At 51.9% G+C, this 18,820-nt stretch carries 17 protein-coding genes; 3 read left to right on the top strand and 14 right to left on the bottom strand.

What is annotated here, in order from left to right; translation table 11 throughout:
* Window positions 1-65 precede the first annotated feature (65 nt).
* From AC0LWT_RS20525 to AC0LWT_RS20550, 6 genes are all read right to left on the bottom strand, one after another.
* Window positions 66-2,756: a phosphoenolpyruvate synthase gene (locus tag AC0LWT_RS20525; protein ID WP_474683127.1), complete on the bottom strand. Its 2,691-nt coding sequence runs from the start codon at window positions 2,754-2,756 to the stop codon at window positions 66-68.
* A 321-nt stretch (window positions 2,757-3,077) separates the two neighbouring features.
* A complete protein-coding gene (locus tag AC0LWT_RS20530) occupies window positions 3,078-3,752 on the bottom strand; it encodes a hypothetical protein (RefSeq protein WP_474683128.1) in 675 nt (224 codons plus the stop codon).
* Window positions 3,753-3,858: 106 nt separating this feature from the next.
* Complete coding sequence (locus AC0LWT_RS20535; RefSeq protein ID WP_474683129.1) at window positions 3,859-4,644, bottom strand: ABC transporter ATP-binding protein; 786 nt, start codon at window positions 4,642-4,644, stop codon at window positions 3,859-3,861.
* The gene (locus tag AC0LWT_RS20540; RefSeq protein ID WP_474683130.1) at window positions 4,598-5,875 is read right to left on the bottom strand and encodes an MFS transporter; all 1,278 of its coding nucleotides are present in this window, start codon (window positions 5,873-5,875) and stop codon (window positions 4,598-4,600) included. Before AC0LWT_RS20540 ends, AC0LWT_RS20535 begins: the two co-directional genes overlap by 47 nt.
* Window positions 5,876-5,936: 61 nt before the next feature.
* Window positions 5,937-6,641, bottom strand: coding sequence for a FadR/GntR family transcriptional regulator (locus tag AC0LWT_RS20545; protein ID WP_474683131.1), 705 nt, complete (start codon window positions 6,639-6,641; stop codon window positions 5,937-5,939).
* A gap of 233 nt (window positions 6,642-6,874) precedes the next feature.
* The gene (locus AC0LWT_RS20550) at window positions 6,875-7,903 is read right to left on the bottom strand and encodes an ROK family transcriptional regulator (protein WP_474683132.1); all 1,029 of its coding nucleotides are present in this window, start codon (window positions 7,901-7,903) and stop codon (window positions 6,875-6,877) included.
* Window positions 7,904-8,113: 210 nt separating this feature from the next.
* On the opposite strand from AC0LWT_RS20550, the gene xerS reads away from it, so the two are divergent.
* Window positions 8,114-9,196, top strand: a complete 1,083-nt coding sequence (gene xerS / locus AC0LWT_RS20555; protein WP_474683133.1) for a tyrosine recombinase XerS — start codon at window positions 8,114-8,116, stop codon at window positions 9,194-9,196.
* A 3-nt stretch (window positions 9,197-9,199) separates the two neighbouring features.
* On the opposite strand, the gene mgrA is transcribed toward xerS, so the two are convergent.
* From mgrA to AC0LWT_RS20595, 8 genes are all read right to left on the bottom strand, one after another.
* Window positions 9,200-10,189: an L-glyceraldehyde 3-phosphate reductase gene (gene mgrA, locus AC0LWT_RS20560; RefSeq protein WP_474683134.1), complete on the bottom strand. Its 990-nt coding sequence runs from the start codon at window positions 10,187-10,189 to the stop codon at window positions 9,200-9,202.
* Between the two features lie 98 nt (window positions 10,190-10,287).
* Window positions 10,288-11,316, bottom strand: a complete 1,029-nt coding sequence (locus AC0LWT_RS20565) for a phosphotransferase (RefSeq protein ID WP_474683135.1) — start codon at window positions 11,314-11,316, stop codon at window positions 10,288-10,290.
* 28 nt (window positions 11,317-11,344) lie between these two features.
* Entirely contained in the window at window positions 11,345-11,851 is a 507-nt protein-coding gene (locus AC0LWT_RS20570) for an ADP-heptose synthase (protein ID WP_474683136.1), read from the bottom strand.
* Between the two features lie 147 nt (window positions 11,852-11,998).
* On the bottom strand, window positions 11,999-12,601 hold the full coding sequence (locus AC0LWT_RS20575) for a ribonuclease H-like YkuK family protein (RefSeq protein ID WP_474683137.1): 603 nt from the start codon (window positions 12,599-12,601) through the stop codon (window positions 11,999-12,001).
* Between the two features lie 140 nt (window positions 12,602-12,741).
* Window positions 12,742-13,038, bottom strand: a complete 297-nt coding sequence (locus AC0LWT_RS20580; RefSeq protein ID WP_474683138.1) for a hypothetical protein — start codon at window positions 13,036-13,038, stop codon at window positions 12,742-12,744.
* A 78-nt stretch (window positions 13,039-13,116) separates the two neighbouring features.
* Entirely contained in the window at window positions 13,117-15,420 is a 2,304-nt protein-coding gene (locus AC0LWT_RS20585) for a thiamine pyrophosphate-dependent enzyme (protein ID WP_474683139.1), read from the bottom strand.
* A 60-nt stretch (window positions 15,421-15,480) separates the two neighbouring features.
* Window positions 15,481-16,491, bottom strand: coding sequence for a 2-oxoacid:acceptor oxidoreductase family protein (locus AC0LWT_RS20590; protein ID WP_474683140.1), 1,011 nt, complete (start codon window positions 16,489-16,491; stop codon window positions 15,481-15,483).
* A 110-nt stretch (window positions 16,492-16,601) separates the two neighbouring features.
* On the bottom strand, window positions 16,602-16,778 hold the full coding sequence (locus tag AC0LWT_RS20595; RefSeq protein ID WP_474683141.1) for a hypothetical protein: 177 nt from the start codon (window positions 16,776-16,778) through the stop codon (window positions 16,602-16,604).
* Between the two features lie 203 nt (window positions 16,779-16,981).
* Between AC0LWT_RS20595 and AC0LWT_RS20600 the strand changes: the two genes are divergently transcribed.
* Window positions 16,982-18,229: an ATP-binding protein gene (locus AC0LWT_RS20600; RefSeq protein ID WP_474683142.1), complete on the top strand. Its 1,248-nt coding sequence runs from the start codon at window positions 16,982-16,984 to the stop codon at window positions 18,227-18,229.
* A gap of 87 nt (window positions 18,230-18,316) precedes the next feature.
* Window positions 18,317-18,715, top strand: a complete 399-nt coding sequence (locus tag AC0LWT_RS20605) for a hypothetical protein (RefSeq protein WP_474683143.1) — start codon at window positions 18,317-18,319, stop codon at window positions 18,713-18,715.
* Window positions 18,716-18,820: the final 105 nt, after the last annotated feature.

An 18,820-nucleotide genomic window follows, 5' to 3' on the forward strand; every position in this document is an offset into this window, starting at 1 on the left:
GCAAAATAAAAGGCCGCGCTGGAGCCTGTTGCCCCAAAGCGGCCTTGACGACGCTATTGCCATTCCTATCTATTCGTTCCGTCTGTGTCCGACCGGGCCAGGATTAGCACATATCCGCGGGTTCCGTCCAGCCGGATCCGATCGCCGCTCTTGATCTTCCCGGTTGCGCCGTCGATGCCGACGACTGCCGGCAGCCCGTATTCGCGGGCGACGACGGCGCCATGGGTCATCAGCCCCCCGACCTCCATGACCAAACCGACAGCCGAATGGAATAGCGGCGTCCAGCCCGGATCGGTAAAAGGCGCGATCAGAATTTCGCCTTTGTTCAATTTGGCCTCTTCCGGACGCAGCACGACGCGGGCAATGCCTTCGACGACTCCGGCGGACACGGGCGTACCGAGAAGTGCGCCTTCCGGAGCGGCTTGCTGTTTGCGCTGCCCGGTAATGATTTCTCCTTCGCTGGACATAAGACGCGGCGGTGTCAGCGTGCGAAAACGCTCGTAGTCGCGTTTTCGTCTTTCCAGCAGCCGCTCCAAGTCGTCCAGCGGCTTCCCTTCGCTCAGCGCAAGCAATTCGTCGAGCGTCAAGAAAAATACGTCGTCCTCGTCGCGCAGCACTCCGGCGCCTGTGAGCAGGCGCGCTTCTTCCTTCAGCGCTTTACGGATGATGCCGAATACTTGCATCAGCAAATATTTGGGATGCTCGCGAAGCCCCATCATGCCCCGGAACACGTGCAGCAGGCGGGTCATCAGCTTTGCCTTCAACCAGCCGAAAGGCTGGCCGCGGAGACGTTCAACAAGATCGCGCGCAGCCGCTTCCGCTTCCCGCGCTCCTTGCGCGAACTTTTCGCGATGCTCGCCCGGCGCTACGCTGCGCATATGGCTAACGATCGACGGCAGCAGCGTGCTCGCGTCTTCCAGCCATCGCGGGCGCGTAATGTCGATTTCGCCGGGACAGCGCATGCCGTATATGTCCATGAACCGGTCCCATTCCCGCGCAAACGCCTCTCCTCCTTGCACGAACTGCAGCTGCTCGCGGAAGCCGCGAGGGTCGCCGTGACCGATCAGTTCGGCAACCTGCGAATGCTGTCTTGCGATATCGGCCAAATCGCCGATCATCAGCCCCATTTCACTCGTGACATTGCCGGGCAGCGATTTGTTCAACACGTGCACTGTGTCACGATCGCCAAGCCATTTCTCCGCGAGCGCCTGGACCATTTTTAATGCAATTATGCCCGGGAGCGGATACGGCAGCAGTTCGCGAAAAAAACGCCGCAGCAAAACCCCGATTTGCTCTTGTATGCGAACGATCCGCTCAGGCCCTGTAACGCCAAACAAACGTTCCTCATTCGTCTTCACGAATGCTTCGACCTTCTTGTTCAGTCTTTCTGCCGCTTCGGAAGGGCGGGCAAAAAACAAGTTTCGGATGGCCCTGAACACGATGGGACCCGCGAATTCAAGCACGGCTCTCTTTTGCCCGGGCTCGGGAGGCAAATGTTGAATGAATCCTTCCCGCTCAATGAACTGGGCGACTCCGCTGCTCATTTGCTCATCCACAATGCGCAGGGCAATCGGAAACAGCTTGCGCGCCGGTTTTAGCAAAAACAGCTTCGTGATATCGGCGTACAGCCTTCCTCCCGCTGTATACATCAACCCGCTTTCCGAGCAAAGCGACGTCTTTCCAAAAGGAAACATGGTGCGCCATACGGTCAATGCCATCGGCTTCATCGCATCGGTCATCATTTGCTGGTGACCGAGCGACAACAGCAAATGCGGAGACTCTCCCGGCGCCGTGGGAACGTGCGGCAGCGGATACAGCGACGCAATCGGCCGGCTCTGCACAATATAGAAACGCCCGCCCTCATAGCACCACTCGATATCCTGCTCCGTGCCGTAGTGCTGCTTGATTTTCTCGCCTAATGCGGCCAGCCGGACGATCTGCCCGTCGTCGAGCGCCTGCTGCTCCTGCATGTCCGCAGGCAAATCCTGCACTGCGGTGCCTCCGTCCGGCAAAGCGAAGATCGCGATTGTTTTCCGGGCAATCTTTTTCCCGATCAATGCTCCCGAACGCACCTGGTACAAATCGGCCGATACAAGTCCGGATACCAACGCTTCACCCAGCCCGTAGCTGGCGTCGATCGATATCGTGTCCCGGCGGCCGCTGACCGGATCGGCGGTGAACATAATGCCCGACACTTCGGGAAATACCATCTGCTGCACGACGACGGACAACAGCACGGAACGGTGGTCGAAATCGTTTTTCGCCCTGTACGAAATCGCCCTGTCGGTAAACAGCGACGCCCAGCATTTGCGAATGGCCTGAAGCAGCTGTTCTTCGCCGCACACGTTCAAATACGTATCCTGCTGCCCGGCGAACGAAGCCGTCGGCAAATCCTCCGCAGTCGCGCTCGAACGGACGGCGTATGCCTTGTCCTCGCCTGTCCGGCGCCAGCTTTCCGCAATCGCCATGCGGACCGGTTCCGGAATCGGAAGCGCTGTCAAATGATCGCGTATTTGCCGCCCGAGCCCGGCGATTTCATCCAGACGGTCCGCCTTAACGGATGCCAGCCTTCTAAAAAACTCCGGCATCTCACCGCTTTGCCCGATAAATGCGCCATAAGCGCCGGTTGTGACGCAAAAACCGCCCGGAACCGGGAAGCCTGCTCGCGTCATTTCGCCCAGGTTGGCGCCTTTGCCGCCCACAAGCGGCAGGCTGCCCTTATCGATCCGCTCAAAATCAAGCACATACCCGTCCATCGTACAGCCCCCCCCTTTTGTCATTGGCAATCGGTTTCGCATGTCTAAGCCCCCAAAGCTTCCCAATGCCTTAATGAAGTCATCTATCGCTTAAGTTTGCGCAGTACGCAGCCGTATGGCCTCTTCTATCCCAGTTTAGGTACTGCAAGACTTAAATATTCATGTTGAACTAGCCTTCAGCCTTCAAATATATTTACATCATTAATATTTAATCATATTAATTAATGTCATTAAATATCGAAAACTGGCGCTTTTCGCGGATTTTCAGAGTCAAAAAAAGCCCTGATCCTTCAGTTCAGGGCCCCTTCATTTCCAAACAGCTTATGAATCCAAATCTTTCAGCTCGATCGCATACGATTGCCTTATTAAATGAACAAATGAAATAATCACTAACGGCAGCGCCACATACAAGAGCATGCCGGAGGAGATGAAAAACGAAGCGATGGAAAGGGCGAGCACACAGCCGGTAATAATTAAGGATAGCGACAGCTGATTTTCATTGTTCACCTTTTTGTATCTGTTAAACGGATGAAACGAGATAAAGGAGAAGCCCAGGTTTTTCTTCTTCAAAATCCATGCGAGAGACAAACCTACCAAGACGGTTACGACCTGAAGCAGCAGCGAGCCGGAACTGGTAGGCATTTGGTCATCGTCATAATTATACAAATTGCAGCCTTGCAATGCGATCACAACTATAATTTGCAGCAAAAAGTATAACGACAATCCGGATAGCAGAACGATGCCGATGCTGATCCACTTCATTTTAAAAATGAAGCGAATAAACAGAAACGTCAGCAGCGTTTGAAAAGCCGTATCATAAAACGAAAAGCCCAGTTTCACTCTCAAAACATAAGAAATGACGGCCAAAACCATACCAAACAGCCCAATATGGAGAAGCTGCATCATCGTAGAGCGATGACGGTACAATGTAAAAAACAGCATAAAAATGGTGATCGTCTCAAATGTGGAAAACAATACGGATAAAAGGAACTCCACGCCAACTCCTCCATCAGTTCGTGCTTGATCTTTATATTCGGCATGTTATTCTTTCTACGATCCCTTGTACGATTCCTCCATTTTTGCGCGCTGGAATTTACCCCCTTTATTTGGCAGCGGGAAGCACCCAAATACGTTCGTCCCTGAGCACGGCCTCTACCGGAGATTCGAAAAACCGGCTTAAATGCCCGCTCGTGAGCAGCTCCCTCATCTCGCCCTTCATGAACACTTCGCCCCGGCGCAGCAGCAGTGCATGGCGAAAGATCGGCAAAATCTCCTCCGTATGATGGGTCACATACAAAAGCGTCGGCGCCCCTTCGGCCCGGGCCAACTGCTCGATGGCTTCAAGCAGCCGCTCCCGCGAAAAGAGATCGAGCCCGTTGCAGGGCTCATCAAGAATGAGCAGCTTCGGAGAAGCCATAAGCGCCCGGGCGATGAGCAGCTTTTGCTTCTCCCCCTGGGAGCACGACTGGTACGTGCGGCCTGACAGGTGCAAGCAGTGAAGCTGCTCCATCAGCGCATAGGCGCGCTGCCAATCGGCCTCATCCGGCTTCTCATACAAGCCGATCGTGGCATATTTGCCGCTGACGACAATATACTCCGTTTTATCGTTGGCATACAGCTTCTCCTGCAGCGATGAGCTTACCCAGCCGATGGAAGTGCGAAGCTCGCGCAAATCGACCGTGCCAAAAGCGTTCTCCAGGACGGAAACCGTCCCGGAAGTCGGCCATAAATAGCCGGTGATGATGTTCAACAGCGTCGTTTTCCCGGAACCGTTCAGTCCCAGAATGGCCCAGTGCTCGCCTTTTGCCACTTCCCAGTCAATCTCGTTCAAAATGACGCTCTCACCTCTGCGAAAGCTCGCCTGCTTGATACTGATCACCTGCTCCATGAGCACTCACCTCTTTCCTCGACTCTCCCGATAAGATGCGGTCCGACGGCAGCAAAATCGCCAGCAGTCCTAACAGCGGCAAAAATGCGCACAATTTGATGACGAAATCCACGCTTGTCGCATCCGCCAGTGCGCCGAGCACGGCAGATCCAATTCCGCCCAGGCCGAACGCCAGGCCGAAGAACAACCCCGCTACCATACCAACGCGCCCCGGAAGCAGTTGCTGCGCATACACGATAATGACCGAGAAGCCGGACATCAGAATCAAGCCGATGAAGATGAGCAGCACAATGGCCACCCCCGGACTGACATAAGGCAGAAGCAGTGAAAAAGGCGCCGTTCCGAGAATGGAGAACCAGATCATATTGCGCTTGCCGAAACGGTCTGCGAGCGGTCCGCCGAAAAAGGTGCCCGCCATCCCCGCAAAGAGCAGGATAAATAAGTAAAGCTGAGACTGTTTAATAGAAATGCCGAATTTTTCGATCAGGAAAAAAGAATAATACCCGTTCATACTCGCCAAGTAAACAAATTTGGAGAACAACAGCATGATCAGAATCGTAACGGACAACCCGACAATTTTTTTGTCAAGCTTCAGCTCGCTTTGGCTTTGACTGCGGTCAGCCTTTTTCCGCTCCCTTTGACTCAAATCTTGCCGGTACCAGCGGGCCACCCGGAATTGCACGATAACCGCCACGGCCGCAAACAGCGTGAACCAGATGATGCTTTTTTGACCGAATTGCACAAAGACGAATGCCGTCAGCACCGGCGCCATAGCTTGTCCGGTATTTCCCCCCAGCTGAAAAATCGATTGGGCCAGTCCTTTGCGCGTCCCTGAAGCCAAATGCGCCACGCGCGACGATTCCGGATGAAGCACGGCCGAGCCGATGCCGATCAGAATGACGAACAGCAGCACCAATGCAAAACTGTTGGCATAGGCCAGACCGGCAACGCCGACCAGCGAGAACAGCACTCCTGCAGGCAAAATATACGGCGTCGGCTTGGCATCCGTATATGTACCGATTATGGGCTGAAACAAAGACGCGGTAACATTCAAGGCAAAACCGATCCAGCCGATTTGGCTAAAAGAAAGGTTCAGCGTTTCATGCAGCAGCGGAAACATCGAAGGAATAACCGACTGAATCAAATCATTCAGCAAATGTACGAAACTTACGGCAAACAAGATGGATAACGCCATCGTATTCGCCTGTTTGTTTATCGTCTGACTTTCCATGCGGTATACCACTCTCCCAAATTCGTAATATCATCTGACGTTTAAATCGACAAAAAAAGAGTTATGGGAGCACTTGCTCCAACGCTCTCTTTGTTCCTTCCAAATGCCGCAGCGTGTAAGTTACAGCCGCCTGCTCATCCTGATCGCAAATCGCCTCGTACAGCTTCACATGCTCCTCCGTGTATTCGTCTTGATGCGCAGGATCGGCATGCAGTTTCTCCAAAGCGACGCGCAGCACTTCGCTGAACGTCCGGTACAAATCCATCATGACCGGATTTTTCGCAGCGGCGGCTACCGCCAAATGAAACGCGATGTCCGCGTCCAGGTACTTCTGCTGCTCTCCGGCCGCAAGCGCCCGATTCCGCTCCTCCAACTGGCTGCGAATGTGCGCCAGATCCTTCTCATCGCGGCGCCGCGCGGCAAGCCGGGCGATCTCGGACTCGAGGGAGAATCTCACCTCGTATACATCAAGCACCTCGGCTCGGCGAAGCCGGATATCAAGCGGCTCCTGCGTGCTGGCCGTACCGATGACGAACGTGCCGTGCCCCTGCCGCTTCTCCAGCATTCCGGCGTGAGCCAGCACGCGCACCGCTTCGCGAATCGTCGAACGTCCGACGGCGAACTGCGCCATCAGCTCCGGCTCTGTCGGAATTTGCGTTCCGACGGGAAGCTCGCCGAGCGAGATTTTTTTTTCCAACTGCTGAACGACGTCATCGACAATTTGCTTGCGCCGGACAGTTTGGAACGATATGCCGCCAGAATTCATCTGATCATCTCCTTTATCAGGCATTGTACTAAATCCGTTGCCTAAAAGCCAGCATTTTTTTTCATTGCGGCATATTAGTTACATAACAATTATTATGTAAACAAACAACGTGAAAAACATCCACTATATGTGGAGGACTATGTTCGAATCGGGCCGCGATGGAGCCCCCATTTCTATCCATGAGGTGAATTCCATAGGGCCCGACATCCGTTTCTCCCGTTTTTCGCTTCGTTTCAACTGCTTTTCGCAGAAATCATGAGCTTAAGCCCGAGATACTGCAGACCGTACAAATAATCCTGCTTCCAGTCGCTGGTTGTGAGCTTGGGCAGATGTTCCGCCGGAATATAGTCTGCGCTCCTTGCCGCGATCCGGTTAACGAGGGTTGAGTCCACTTCGTCATGACAAAAAATAATCGCATGCGGGTTTATAATAGCCGTGCATGCAGCTACAAGCCGGCTGACCGCATCGATGCCGTCCTCTGTCAAGGATGCGTCCCGCGATTCATTGCCTTTTTTTAAAGCTTGTTGAAAATTCCGGTCATCGTATTGAGGAACGAACGAAACTTCCCCCGAGAAAAACGTGCTTCCCCTCACCACATCTCCGTTGATTAAAATGCCGGCGCCAGGGCCGTTTTGACCGAAATATAAGTAAAACAGGGATGGATTGTTTTCATGGTTCCTTTTGTTGTAATAACCAAGGACCGCAGCGTTCATATCGTTCTCAACGACGACAGGAATGGCGAACCGCCCCTCAAAGTATCCCTTCAAATCAAAATTGTGAAACTGCTTGTAGGTCGGGATAAAAATGACGCGGCCATTATTGACCGAACCGGGGACACCGATCGCAAGCGAGCGGATATTCGGATATTTTACAATTATTTGTTCGATATGCTCCGCCAGTCTTGAGACATCTTCCATAAGGACACTCGATGTGCTGCCTTGTTCTTTCACTTCACCCAAGCAATTAAAAACCGTGTAGTTCGTTTCCGTTTTTTCTAAAAATAGCGCTAAACCAAGCATATACTCCGGGTTATAAGCGTACCTTTTCGCCCTTCTTCCACCGTTGGATTCATCGATGCCGGCTAATAGAAGCTCCCCGCTCTTCTCCAATTGAGCAATGAATTTGCTAATCGTCGGAAAGCTGATTCCCAGTTTAACGCTCAGCTCAACTTTCGTTGCGCTTCCAAGCTCAAGCAGTGCCGTACGCAAACTGCGAACAATGATATGCTTCATATCTTTTGGGGTTGCAGGCTGCCCATTCATTATGTTCACCACCCTGTAACACATCTTATTAAACAACTTTAATAAAACACAACGATACTATATCAAAAATTTCAAGCAATGGAAAGCGAATTCATTTGCTGCCGCTCCCGCTCTTTCGCGTTGATTTGTCCTGACAAAGTGACAGTTCGTCTACCTTTTTTTCAGTCACACTGCTATACTTACTTCAAGAACCCGCCTGAGGTGATTGCTATGAACATCATTAAAGTCAAGGACCGCAACGAACTGGAAAAAAAACTGCCGACTATGCCGTGGTATGTGGAGAAATTCATTAATTACAAGCTGCCCGATCTTTCGCCTTCGTCGCTGCTGGAATACGTCAGAGATTACGAGACGTTCTTCTCCTGGCTGCTTGCGGAAGGCCTCTCCACGGCAGATTCCATCGCCCATATTCCGATCGAGGATCTGGAAAAAATTCATATGGACAGCGTCGATAACTTCCGCATGTTTCTCGCTACGCGCAAGGAGCAGGCTAACGTGAAGACGACGATTAACCGCAAGCTGTCCGCCCTCCGCTCCCTGTTTCATTATTTGAGCCAAATTGCCGAGGATGACAATTTTTACCCGCTTCTGAAGCGCAATGTGATGGCCAAAATCGAGATCAAGCGTTCGCACAAGCCGAAAGATACCGCGGCGAAGCTGGAGGGAAAGCTGCTGCAGGAGCAGGAAATTATCGAATTTATCGATTATGTGCATAGCGGTTACGAGTACGATGTCGCCACCAACAAGCAGGCTCTTTATTCCTATGAGCAAAATAAAGTACGCGACGCCTGCATCATTACGTTAATTTTGAACTCCGGTCTGCGCGTTTCCGAGGTGTTCAATCTGAATGTCGACGACATCGATCTCAAAAAAAAGCTGACTTACGTTTACCGCAAAGGGAAAAACGACGATACCTTCAAGACGCCGGTCTACTTCCGCCAAAATGCGATTCAGGCGCTGACGGACTACCTGACGATCCGGCAAACCCGCTACAAGCCGGCGAAAAAAGAAAAAGCCCTCTTCCTTGCCATAGCCAACGGCAAAAAAGAAGGCGAGCGAATGACCAAACGGGCCATTCAGGAGATGGTCATCAAATACGCCAAGCGCTTCGGCAAGCCGTATTTGTCCGTGCACAAGCTGCGGCACTCGTTCGCGACCGATTATTATTTGCTCAACGATCTGTACAAAACCCAAGAGCAGCTCGGCCATGCTTCGCCGGAGACGACGCAGATCTACGCGCATCTCACCGACAAAACGATGGCCGAGGCCATCGACAAACGGGCGGAATCCTGAAGATTACTTCAGGATTTCTTCAATTTGCGCGAGCTCTTCGGCGGAAAATTCGAGATTTTTCAGCGCCGCGACATTTTCTTCGATTTGTGAGACACGGCTGGCCCCAATCAGCGCCGAAGTGACGCGTTCCCCTCTCAGCACCCAGGCAAGCGCCATTTGCGCAAGGCTTTGACCGCGGCTGCCGGCGAGCTCGTTCAGCTTGCCTATTTTGACCAGCTTGTCTTCGGTAATGTCCTTCGCGTTCAAGAACACACTGCTGCCGCCGGCACGGGAGTCGGTCGGGATGCCGGTAACATACTTGTTCGTCAGCAGCCCTTGTGCCAGCGGACAAAAGGCGATGCTGCCCACGCCGTGCTCGTCAAGAACGTCCTGCAAACCGTCTTCGATCCAGCGGTTCATCATGCTGTAGGAAGGCTGGTGAATGAGCAGCGGCGTGCCCAGCTCCTTCAAAATTTTGACCGCCTGTTCCGTCTGTTCGGCCGTATAGCTGGACAATCCTATGTACAGCGCTTTTCCTTGGCGGACAATTTGATCCAGAGCTCCCATCGTCTCTTCGAAAGGCGTATTCGGGTCAGGTCTGTGCGAATAAAAAATGTCGACATATTCCAGCCCCATCCGTTTCAAGCTTTGATCCAGACTGGAAATTAAATATTTTTTCGAACCCCACTCGCCATAGGGGCCTTCCCACATGTAATAGCCCGCTTTGGTCGAGATGATCATCTCGTCCCGGTAAGCGGCCAAATCGCTTTTCAACACTTTGCCGAACATTTCTTCGGCCGATCCCGGAGGCGGTCCGTAATTGTTCGCCAAATCAAAATGCGTGATGCCCAAATCAAAAGAACGCAGCAGCATTGCCCTTCCGTTCTCATGCGTATCCACGCCGCCGAAGTTATGCCACAGGCCCAGCGAAATCGCCGGAAGCTTGAGTCCTGATCTGCCTGTCCGATTATATTTCATCTCTGCGTACCTGGTTGCGCTTGCTTGATATTTCATAAGCTTACCTTCCTCCCTTGGCTTCAATCCTTTTTAGTATAGGCTAACGGCCGCAACAAAAAAAGAACTGAAAAAAACGTGTCTAAGTTACCTGAAGGTTAGTAAACACTTTTTTTCCAAATTTCCGTCACTCGCGCGCCGTGCTGTTCCAGCCATTTCGTTTTCTCCCACGTACTCCGAACGATCCCTGCCAATACTTCACGGCCATCGACGCCGTCCAGAAACCGGCCGAGGAAATGCACGAATACATCCAGCCTGCGAAGCTCGACCAGCAGAGGCAGCGCCTGAACCTCTTCTTCCTCCAAAGCGGCATAGCGGCGGTAGCCCGATAGCAAAGCTTCGATATTTCCCCACATTTCGGCCTCGGGAATCGCCGGGTCAATTAGATCCGATAGGCAAACGGCCAGTTCCATAACCCGCAAATCCCGCGTGACAAATTCAAAATCGAGTATCGCTGCGATACGGCCCTCCGCATCTACAAGCATATTCGAGCCGTTGATGTCGCCATGGACGAGCTGGTGCGGCAGCCGCTTCAAATCCGCGATCCGCTCAAAAAAAGCTTCGAACCGTTTCTCGATGTACAAAAGCGCCGTCTGCAGCGGCAAAAAGAAATCCGGAGGCATCCGGCAAAATTGCGAAATCGCTTCCGGCGTACAGCGCGGATGGATGTCCTCAATTTCGTAATAAGGCCTGTACGCCGGCGCGGAGGCGATGTTCAGGCGCTGCAGCGCGTTGGAAAGCTGTCCAACGGCTTCCCCGACCCGCCCGATCTGCGCAGGGCTCATCCCGTACGGATTCGTTCCCTCCGTATAGCTGAACAGAGCCGCAAGCTTCCCGGAAGCGCCATTCGTCTCGGCTATCGTCCCGCCTGACGGCAGACTAACCGGAACAGGCGTTCGAAAAGGAAGCTTCAGCCCGGATAAAGCGAGCAGCACCTCGTGCTCATAGGCGATCTTGGCGCGATCCCGATGCGTTTCATAGATGCGAAGCACATACTTGTTTCCGCCGGTTTCGACAAAGCGGGTCGTATTGTTCATGCCGCCTTCGCAGGCAGTCATCGACCATTTCTGACCGGGAAACCAGCGCTCTGCCAATGCTTGCAAATTTTGTTCCACAATTGCATTCATACGCTGCTTTTTACTCCTCTTCGCCTGGCTAGACCAGAAAATCTCCTTCAACCGCAAACTCAAAATCTTCCACATCAAAAGCTTCCGCCGGAACTCCAGCTTCAACCATCCGTTCCAACATGTCCAACTGGTCCGTCAGGAGAGCAGCACTCTCTTTAATCGCAGTCAAAATAAGCTCCGTCTCAATCGGATCGAACTGCTCGCCGTATTCGGCATTATCGATCGCATAAACGACAGTCAGGGAGACATTCTCATTGATCGGCAGCGGCGGGCTTTTTTTCCAGGGTACGAGTAAAGCCCTTTCAATTTTCTTCTTATTGAACGATTCCTCGAAAAACGCAAGCAATTCGCCGATTTTTTGCTTCACGAAAACGTCGTCCTCGCTATTTTGCATAATCGGTTCGTTGGTTTCCTGTATTTCGTACAATTCTTGAATACTGGTATAAGGGATCACAAATGTAACCGGGCGCCCAGGATGCAGCAATTGCCCGTGAATGGCCAGCATAACGGCTTCAATAACGAAAACTCGGGACATGCTTCACCCCTCCTTCTTTTGTTCTAAATAAAACGATACTTCCATCTATCATACATAATTCCTTATTGGCATTTCAATGGAAAAACAAAAAAACGTTCGTTCTCCGGATCCTGAAGGACCAGAAAGAACGAACGCGCGGCTGAAACCTTATAAACTTCCATCTGTCACCTCATGGGCATGATAAGTAGCTTGGTAAGAAACGGGCTTTTTGGAAAACCGGTTGGCGTACGACGAAGCCACATAGCAATCCGGTTTAATGACGGGCACCATGCCCACCGACTCGACTCTGCGAACCATTTCTTCGACGAACTTGGCCGTCTTGTTCTTGGCTGCGTCTTCGCCGGCGTCGATATGAATGTACATCTCGAACGAGGCGCCCTGATAAATATGCGGCAGTATCACATTTTCCATATCTCGCCGTTTGGTCTCATCAAAGTATAATGCGATTTCTTCGCTCAAGGCCGTCTCCGTCGACAGCTTTTCTTTGACCGATGTCAAAGCGCGAGGAACCAACACTTGGCGGTAGCAAGCCCACGCGCCTTTCCCCATCCGCTGGATGACGACACCGGTAATAAATTTCGTGCATCCTGCATGCACCTGGCAATCGGTGCCGATGATGAACTTGTACGCTGCCAGTGGTTCGAGCCGCATAAAGCGAAGAATTCTCTCATGAACGTCCTCAATCGTGAGTCCACTTTCGGTCGTATTCCGAAACTCCAGTTGCTGCTGCACGGTTCTCCGATGTCCCAATGATAAGGCGCTTCCTTTCTCTTTAAGATTCGGATGAAGCAAAGGCGGTATATCCCAACCGCCTCTTATCTATATTATATGGCAAAAACGTCAAGATCGAACCGTCGTTATTTGCAAAACCCCGGTCCGGCTCCGAAATGTCAGGAAATGTCCCCTTTTCGCGCTTCCGGTTTGCCCGCTTCATTCTCGAACAACACGTAAGCGGGATCATTTTTCAGCCTGACGTTGCAAAGCTTCATTTCCCTCTCGTCCATCTCTCTCACATCCCATTCGGCCGGTTCCGCTACCCCCGCGGCCTGCAAAAAAGGCCGGGCCTCTTCCTCCGCCTCCCTGGCTTCCGCCCAATACTTAACTCCATAATACGCCAGTTGATAATGATTGACCAGCATGCATGTATAGATTTGCTTCGTTGCCGAGTGCTGAAGCACATAGGGCATATTCCTGTTCCATCCTTCCCGCCGCCAGCAACAAAGGCACTGTCCCGCGAGGGGAAAGTGCCCGTGCCTGTTCGTTATTTACAAATACGGATTGTCGTGCTTGGCTTTCAACATGTTCCAGCGGCGCTCCACTTCGAGCTCGAACGATTGTAACGATTCCGCGTACTCCGGCTTCGTCATATGCTTCGTTTTGCCCATCGTTTTGAGCCAGTCGGCCAAAGGAATTTTCTTTCCCTTGTCTTCCGGGTTGTACGTGAGCGTCGTAACGCCATGCTCCACTTCATACAGCGGGAAAAAGCAGGAATCTACCGCAGCGCCGACGATATTCGAGCCTTCCTGGTCTTCGGACAGCCAGTTGAGCGGGCAGGCAATCAAAATTTTGCCGTACACCATGCCTTCATGCTGGGCGTACCACTGCGCTTTGGCCGCCTTTTTCACCAAATCCTGCGGATATGCCTCCGAGCCTGTGAACACGTAAGGAATATGGGTCGCCGCCATAATTTGCGCGGTGTCCTTGTGGTGGAACACTTTGCCGCCCTGTTTCTTGCCGACGTTCGACGTCGACGTCCGGTGACCGAGCGGAGTCGAGTACGACAGCTGCGCGCCCGTATTCATGTAGCCTTCATTATCGTATTCAAGGATAATCATTTTATGATTGCGCAGCGCAGCGCCGATGGCCGGCCCCATGCCGATGTCCATGCCGCCGTCGCCGGTGATCATGACGAAGGTGAAATCGTCCTGCAGCCCAAGCCCGTCGAGCTCGCCGCGGCGCTTGCGCTCCCAGAACATTTCGACGACGCCGGAAAGCGTTGCCGCCCCGTTCTGGAACAAATTATGGATATACGTCGCCTTATGGGCGGAGTACGGATATCCGGTCGTGACAACCATCGCGCAGCCCGTGTGGAACAGTGCGACGATATCGCCCTCGATGCCTTTGAAGAACATCTCCAGGCCCGAGAAAATGCCGCAGCCCGGACAAGCGCCGTGCCCCGGAGCGATGCGCTTCGGCTTCTTCGTCAGCGAGCGCAGCGGCGGAATGCGGACGTTCAGCTTGCCGGAAGCTTCGTCCGGAGTGACGGTAATGAGGCCCGTCTTGAGATCCTCATATTTCATTGGCGTCAGCACGCGCTTCGGCGCCTTCGCCGGATCTCCCGCCGTATGGCCGTAATAATCGAAAGGTACTTCCACGTACCCTTTGTTCATCGCGTCGATCGCAAATTGGAACAGGTTGTGGCCGTCTTCCGAGTAAAAATCTTTGCCGCCCAAGCCGTAGACACGGCTAATCACAAGCGTATCGTGATTTCTGTGCGTGAACAGCGCGGCTTTGATCTCGTTGACCATATTGCCGCCATGCCCGCCGTAAGAATCGGCGCGGTCGCCGACCGTGACCGCTTTGACATGCTGCAAAGCTTCGGCAATTTGCTTTGCCGGGAAAGGCCGGATCATGTTCGGCGCAATCGAACCGGCTTTGATGCCCTTCTCGCGCAGCTGGTCGACTACGTCCTTGATGATCTCCGACGAGGAGTTCATCAAAAACACGGCGACTTCCGCATCGTCCATCCGGTACAGATCGAGAATCGGATAATCGCGCCCTGTCAAGTCCGCGTATTCCCGGCGGATCCGGTCGAACACTTCCTCCGCGTTGTACATGGCGACCGACTGCTGATAGCAGTTGTTAATATAGTCCGGCTCGTTCATATACGGGCCTACGGTTATCGGATTGTTGCGGTCCAGCGTATTCGGGAATCCTTGCGGTTGCTCGCCGATGAAAGCATGCACATCCTCACGGTTGGCGAACGTCTGCACTCTTCGTTTTTGGTGCGAGGTGAAGTAGCCGTCGGACGCGACGAGCACAGGCAGGCGCACCGCAGGGTCTTCGGCCAGCTTCAAAGCCATAATATTCATATCGTATACGGCCTGCGGATCGCGGCACATCAGGATCGGCCAGCCGGTATTGAGCGCATAATACAGATCGGAATGGTCGCCGTGAATATCCAGAGGGCCGGATACCGAGCGGCATACCAGATTCATCACCATCGGAAACCGGGTGCCGGACTGAACCGGCATCTGCTCCAGCATGTACAAATAGCCGTTGGCGCTTGTCGCGTTGAATACGCGGCCGCCGGCGGTCGAAGCGCCGTAACATACGCCCGCCGAGCCGTGTTCGCCGTCAGCCGGAATGAGCACGATGTCATGCTGGCCGTTCGTTTTCATCAAATCGAGAAATTGGGCTACTTCCGTGGACGGAGATATCGGAAAATATCCCATGATATGATAATTGATTTGATGAGCGGCATATGCGGCCATCTCGTTACCGGATTCGTACACAATCCGCTGCTCGATTTTGGCCTGCCCCAATTCCTTTTTGATATCAATGGCCATACGTTTGTATCCACCCTTCTCCCATGAATGATCCTATAGCGGATGTTATGCCGTGCGCGGCTAGACGCCTGCGGCCAAATTGAACCGGTGCGGCATCCGGTGCGAATCCGCGTAGCCGTCCTCTTCTCTTTCGCTGGACAGCGCTTCGGTCGGACAAGCCTGTACACATTTCAGGCAGCCCTTGCAGTATTGATAGTCGATGCCCTGCAAAAACATTTGCGGACGGCCCTTTTTATCCGGAAGCTCATCCCACACGAAGCAGAAGTCCGGACACACATTGTCGCAAGAAGCGCAATGTATGCACTTGTCTTCGTGAAAATGCGGCATCATCCCCGCCCGGGAAATGCTGAGATCTTTCAGAATGCTGTTGCCCGGATTCGTAATCACGCCGCCGATCGGCTGCGTCGCATATCCGAGAACAGGCGTATCGAAGCGCACAAAGTCGGGCATCGTCTCCCCTTCGGGCAGTGCGTACGTTTGGAATTGCACTTCGTCGTAGCCGCGGTCAAAAGTGCGGATGGCCGGAGCTACCGCCTGCGGATACTTTTTCTCCAGCGATTTGCGGATGACGCCGCGCATCACTTCCGGGTCCAGAAAGTCGCAGAGGCGGAACAAGGCGCCAAGCATCGCCATGTTGACTCTGTTCTTCTCCTCCAGCGCGATGCCGATCGCATCGATAACCGCAATGGTGCCGCCTCTGAGCTTCATCTTTTCCTTCAGCTCATCTGGCGTTTTTGTCGAATTTACCAAAACCGTGCTGTCTTCATAAATTCCGCTGATAACGTTTACAGTTTTTGAAAGAGCTTCATGAAAAACACCGACTACATGCGGTCGTTCGACCGGAGACGTATCGCGAATATTCGTATTCATATCGCAAAAACGGATGTGTGCCTTTACGGCTGAACCCTTCTTCTCCGAACCGTATGAAGAAAAGCTGACACCGTTAAGCCCTACCCCTACTACTCCTGCTTCTGCGAGCATTTTACCGGCCAAGTTCGCACCGAGTCCGCCAATGGATTCCAGCCTAATCTCGAAAAAGCCGAGATCGTTCACTTTGGGTAAAGTTACCATTCCATGTCTCCTTTCAAAAATGTGCTGCGATTGAATTTTATGAATTGTTAATCTACTTTCATTGTAACAATAAATTTCCCGTAAGCAACAGTTTTTTACAATGACTAGGATTATAACAAGTAATCCATAATCAATCCGCACGAGCCCATATAAAAGCTCTCCTGTTTTTCATCCGCTTCATTCGGACTTTCCTCCGCACAACCGTCCATACACTGTTCGCAAACATCGACATATCCTTCGTCAAGCGGATCAAAGACAACTCCACAAACATGCGGGCAAGCCCTCATCCTTATCGCTCTCCGTTCTATCGCAGCTCATCATTTGAAAACGCTTTCTCTTATTATACAGCGATGCGCTGAAAATGTCTCACATCACTTTGTTAAATCTTTATCATTTGAAACGTATCCAACCTATTTGAAGTACTCGTAATTTGTGAGATAATGTAGAAAAAAACCATATTCTGTCGTACGTTTAGAAAGGACGGTTCGTATTGCTCCATTCCGTCATCACCCATGAACTTCATGGTCTTTTATACATGATGAGTGCGCTGTTGATCTACTTGGTTCTTACTCCTATATATGTATACAAAGAACAAAAGCGTAAAATTCTTTTCGTCCTCATCCTCTTCGTGCTCACCTATTTCTATTTGGGCTATGAAGATATAGAGCCGATTGTCTATACTTTGCATCTGATTCCCGTCTCACTTACGCTAGCGATCCTCTTCGAGGGATCCGTACCCGGCATTTTTACGTGGATCGCATTCAACTTCGGCAATCTGGTCATTTTGCAAAATGAACTGCTTCCCGTACTGCTCGGCAGCACCTTCATGCTCGCGGCGGGCCTCTATTTGAAGCGGAAGATGGTCGCCGACAGCTTCAAAGCCAAATTTATATTCGTATCCGTCCTGATGTTCGGTTACTTGGCGCTTTATTTGGCGGCAGGCCCCGCACTGCTTGACCAAAACTACGTGTATGCCGCTTACGCGGTATCGCTGTCCTTCGTTTCGAGCTGGTTCGTGACCTTTCTTTTTTTCCACGTCAAAAAGCAGGAGATCAATAAAGAGAAATTGCTGCATCTCGAAAAAGACCGCATGATCGGACAAATGGCCGCTTCGGTCTCCCATGAAATCCGCAATCCGCTGACGACGACCCGCGGCTTTTTGCAAATGATGGAACAGAAGGAATTTTCCGAGGAAGAGCGCAAACGCTTCATTTCGCTCGCTTTATCCGGCATCGATCAGGCCAATGCGATTATTAGCGACTATTTGCATTATGCGAAGCCGAACAGAAGTCAGCAGGAAAAGCTGAATATCAAGGAAGAGCTTGCTTCGATGCTCCGATTTATGAATCCGATCGCTGTCTCCAATCAAATAACGGTCGACATCTCGCATAGCAGCGACTCCCCTCTCTACATATGGGGAGAATCGAAAAAATTGCGCCAGTGCCTGATGAATTTGATCAAAAATGCGATCGAATCCATGCCTGACGGCGGAACGCTTACCGTACATACACACCTAACCGAATCTACCATTCATGTTTGGATATCCGATACCGGGGTCGGCATGAGCAAAACGCAAATCAATTCGTTAGGAATGCCGTTCTATACGACCAAAGCGGATGGAACCGGCCTGGGCCTCGTCGTTGTCATGAGCATCATAAAGTCGATGAACGGCAAAATTTCCTATTCCAGCAATCCGAATAAGGGCACCGTCTGTCTGATTCAATTTCAGGCCGGATAACGATTGACAAGCTTCCGTTAACAAGTCCGCCGGATTGTGGTATTCTGATAGAATAGCGATCAGCAGAATAGCGAAGGAGGCTGTCCCATGAATCCGGATTTTATTCAGATCAAATCGCTTGAGGGCGATCTTAAGATGTCCCACAAAAAGAAGGATTACGGGCTGACGGTTTCCACGAGAGAACTGGTCCTTCATAAGCCGCACGTGAATTATTACTTCAAGCTTGAAGATATGATCAGCATCGTGCCCTATGACGTGGGAGCTATGAAAGCAATCACTTTTGTCAATGCGCGATCCAAGAATCAGGAGTCCGCTTCACTCACTCCCGGTTCGGAGCACTTTAGAATTTATGTTCACAAAGCGACCGTTCATAACAGAAGCGGAATTTTCCTTCTGGGACCTACGGATGTTATCATTCCGATTCATAAGAGTATGCTTCAGGCGATATCCGAGTGCGTGCAGAACGCCGGGTTAACAGCACTGTAAATACTCATGCGTGCGAAAAAGGCAAAAAAGGCATCTTCCCCTCATCCGGCAGGGTAAAGATGCCTTTTCGTCAACGGCGGTTTCCGCGGAACGTTCCGCAGCCGT

The organism is Paenibacillus sp. sgz302164, assembly GCF_056120505.1.

Coding starts and splice junctions, on each gene's coding strand:
- AC0LWT_RS20525 (WP_474683127.1), bottom strand. CDS start 2,756: ATGGACGGGTATGTGCTTGATTTTGAGCGGATCGATAAGGGCAGCCTG.
- AC0LWT_RS20535 (WP_474683129.1), bottom strand. CDS start 4,644: ATGGAGCAGGTGATCAGTATCAAGCAGGCGAGCTTTCGCAGAGGTGAG.
- AC0LWT_RS20540 (WP_474683130.1), bottom strand. CDS start 5,875: ATGGAAAGTCAGACGATAAACAAACAGGCGAATACGATGGCGTTATCC.
- AC0LWT_RS20545 (WP_474683131.1), bottom strand. CDS start 6,641: ATGAATTCTGGCGGCATATCGTTCCAAACTGTCCGGCGCAAGCAAATT.
- AC0LWT_RS20550 (WP_474683132.1), bottom strand. CDS start 7,903: ATGAATGGGCAGCCTGCAACCCCAAAAGATATGAAGCATATCATTGTT.
- xerS (WP_474683133.1), top strand. CDS start 8,114: ATGAACATCATTAAAGTCAAGGACCGCAACGAACTGGAAAAAAAACTG.
- mgrA (WP_474683134.1), bottom strand. CDS start 10,189: ATGAAATATCAAGCAAGCGCAACCAGGTACGCAGAGATGAAATATAAT.
- AC0LWT_RS20565 (WP_474683135.1), bottom strand. CDS start 11,316: ATGAATGCAATTGTGGAACAAAATTTGCAAGCATTGGCAGAGCGCTGG.
- AC0LWT_RS20570 (WP_474683136.1), bottom strand. CDS start 11,851: ATGTCCCGAGTTTTCGTTATTGAAGCCGTTATGCTGGCCATTCACGGG.
- AC0LWT_RS20580 (WP_474683138.1), bottom strand. CDS start 13,038: ATGCCCTATGTGCTTCAGCACTCGGCAACGAAGCAAATCTATACATGC.
- AC0LWT_RS20585 (WP_474683139.1), bottom strand. CDS start 15,420: ATGGCCATTGATATCAAAAAGGAATTGGGGCAGGCCAAAATCGAGCAG.
- AC0LWT_RS20590 (WP_474683140.1), bottom strand. CDS start 16,491: ATGGTAACTTTACCCAAAGTGAACGATCTCGGCTTTTTCGAGATTAGG.
- AC0LWT_RS20595 (WP_474683141.1), bottom strand. CDS start 16,778: ATGAGGGCTTGCCCGCATGTTTGTGGAGTTGTCTTTGATCCGCTTGAC.
- AC0LWT_RS20605 (WP_474683143.1), top strand. CDS start 18,317: ATGAATCCGGATTTTATTCAGATCAAATCGCTTGAGGGCGATCTTAAG.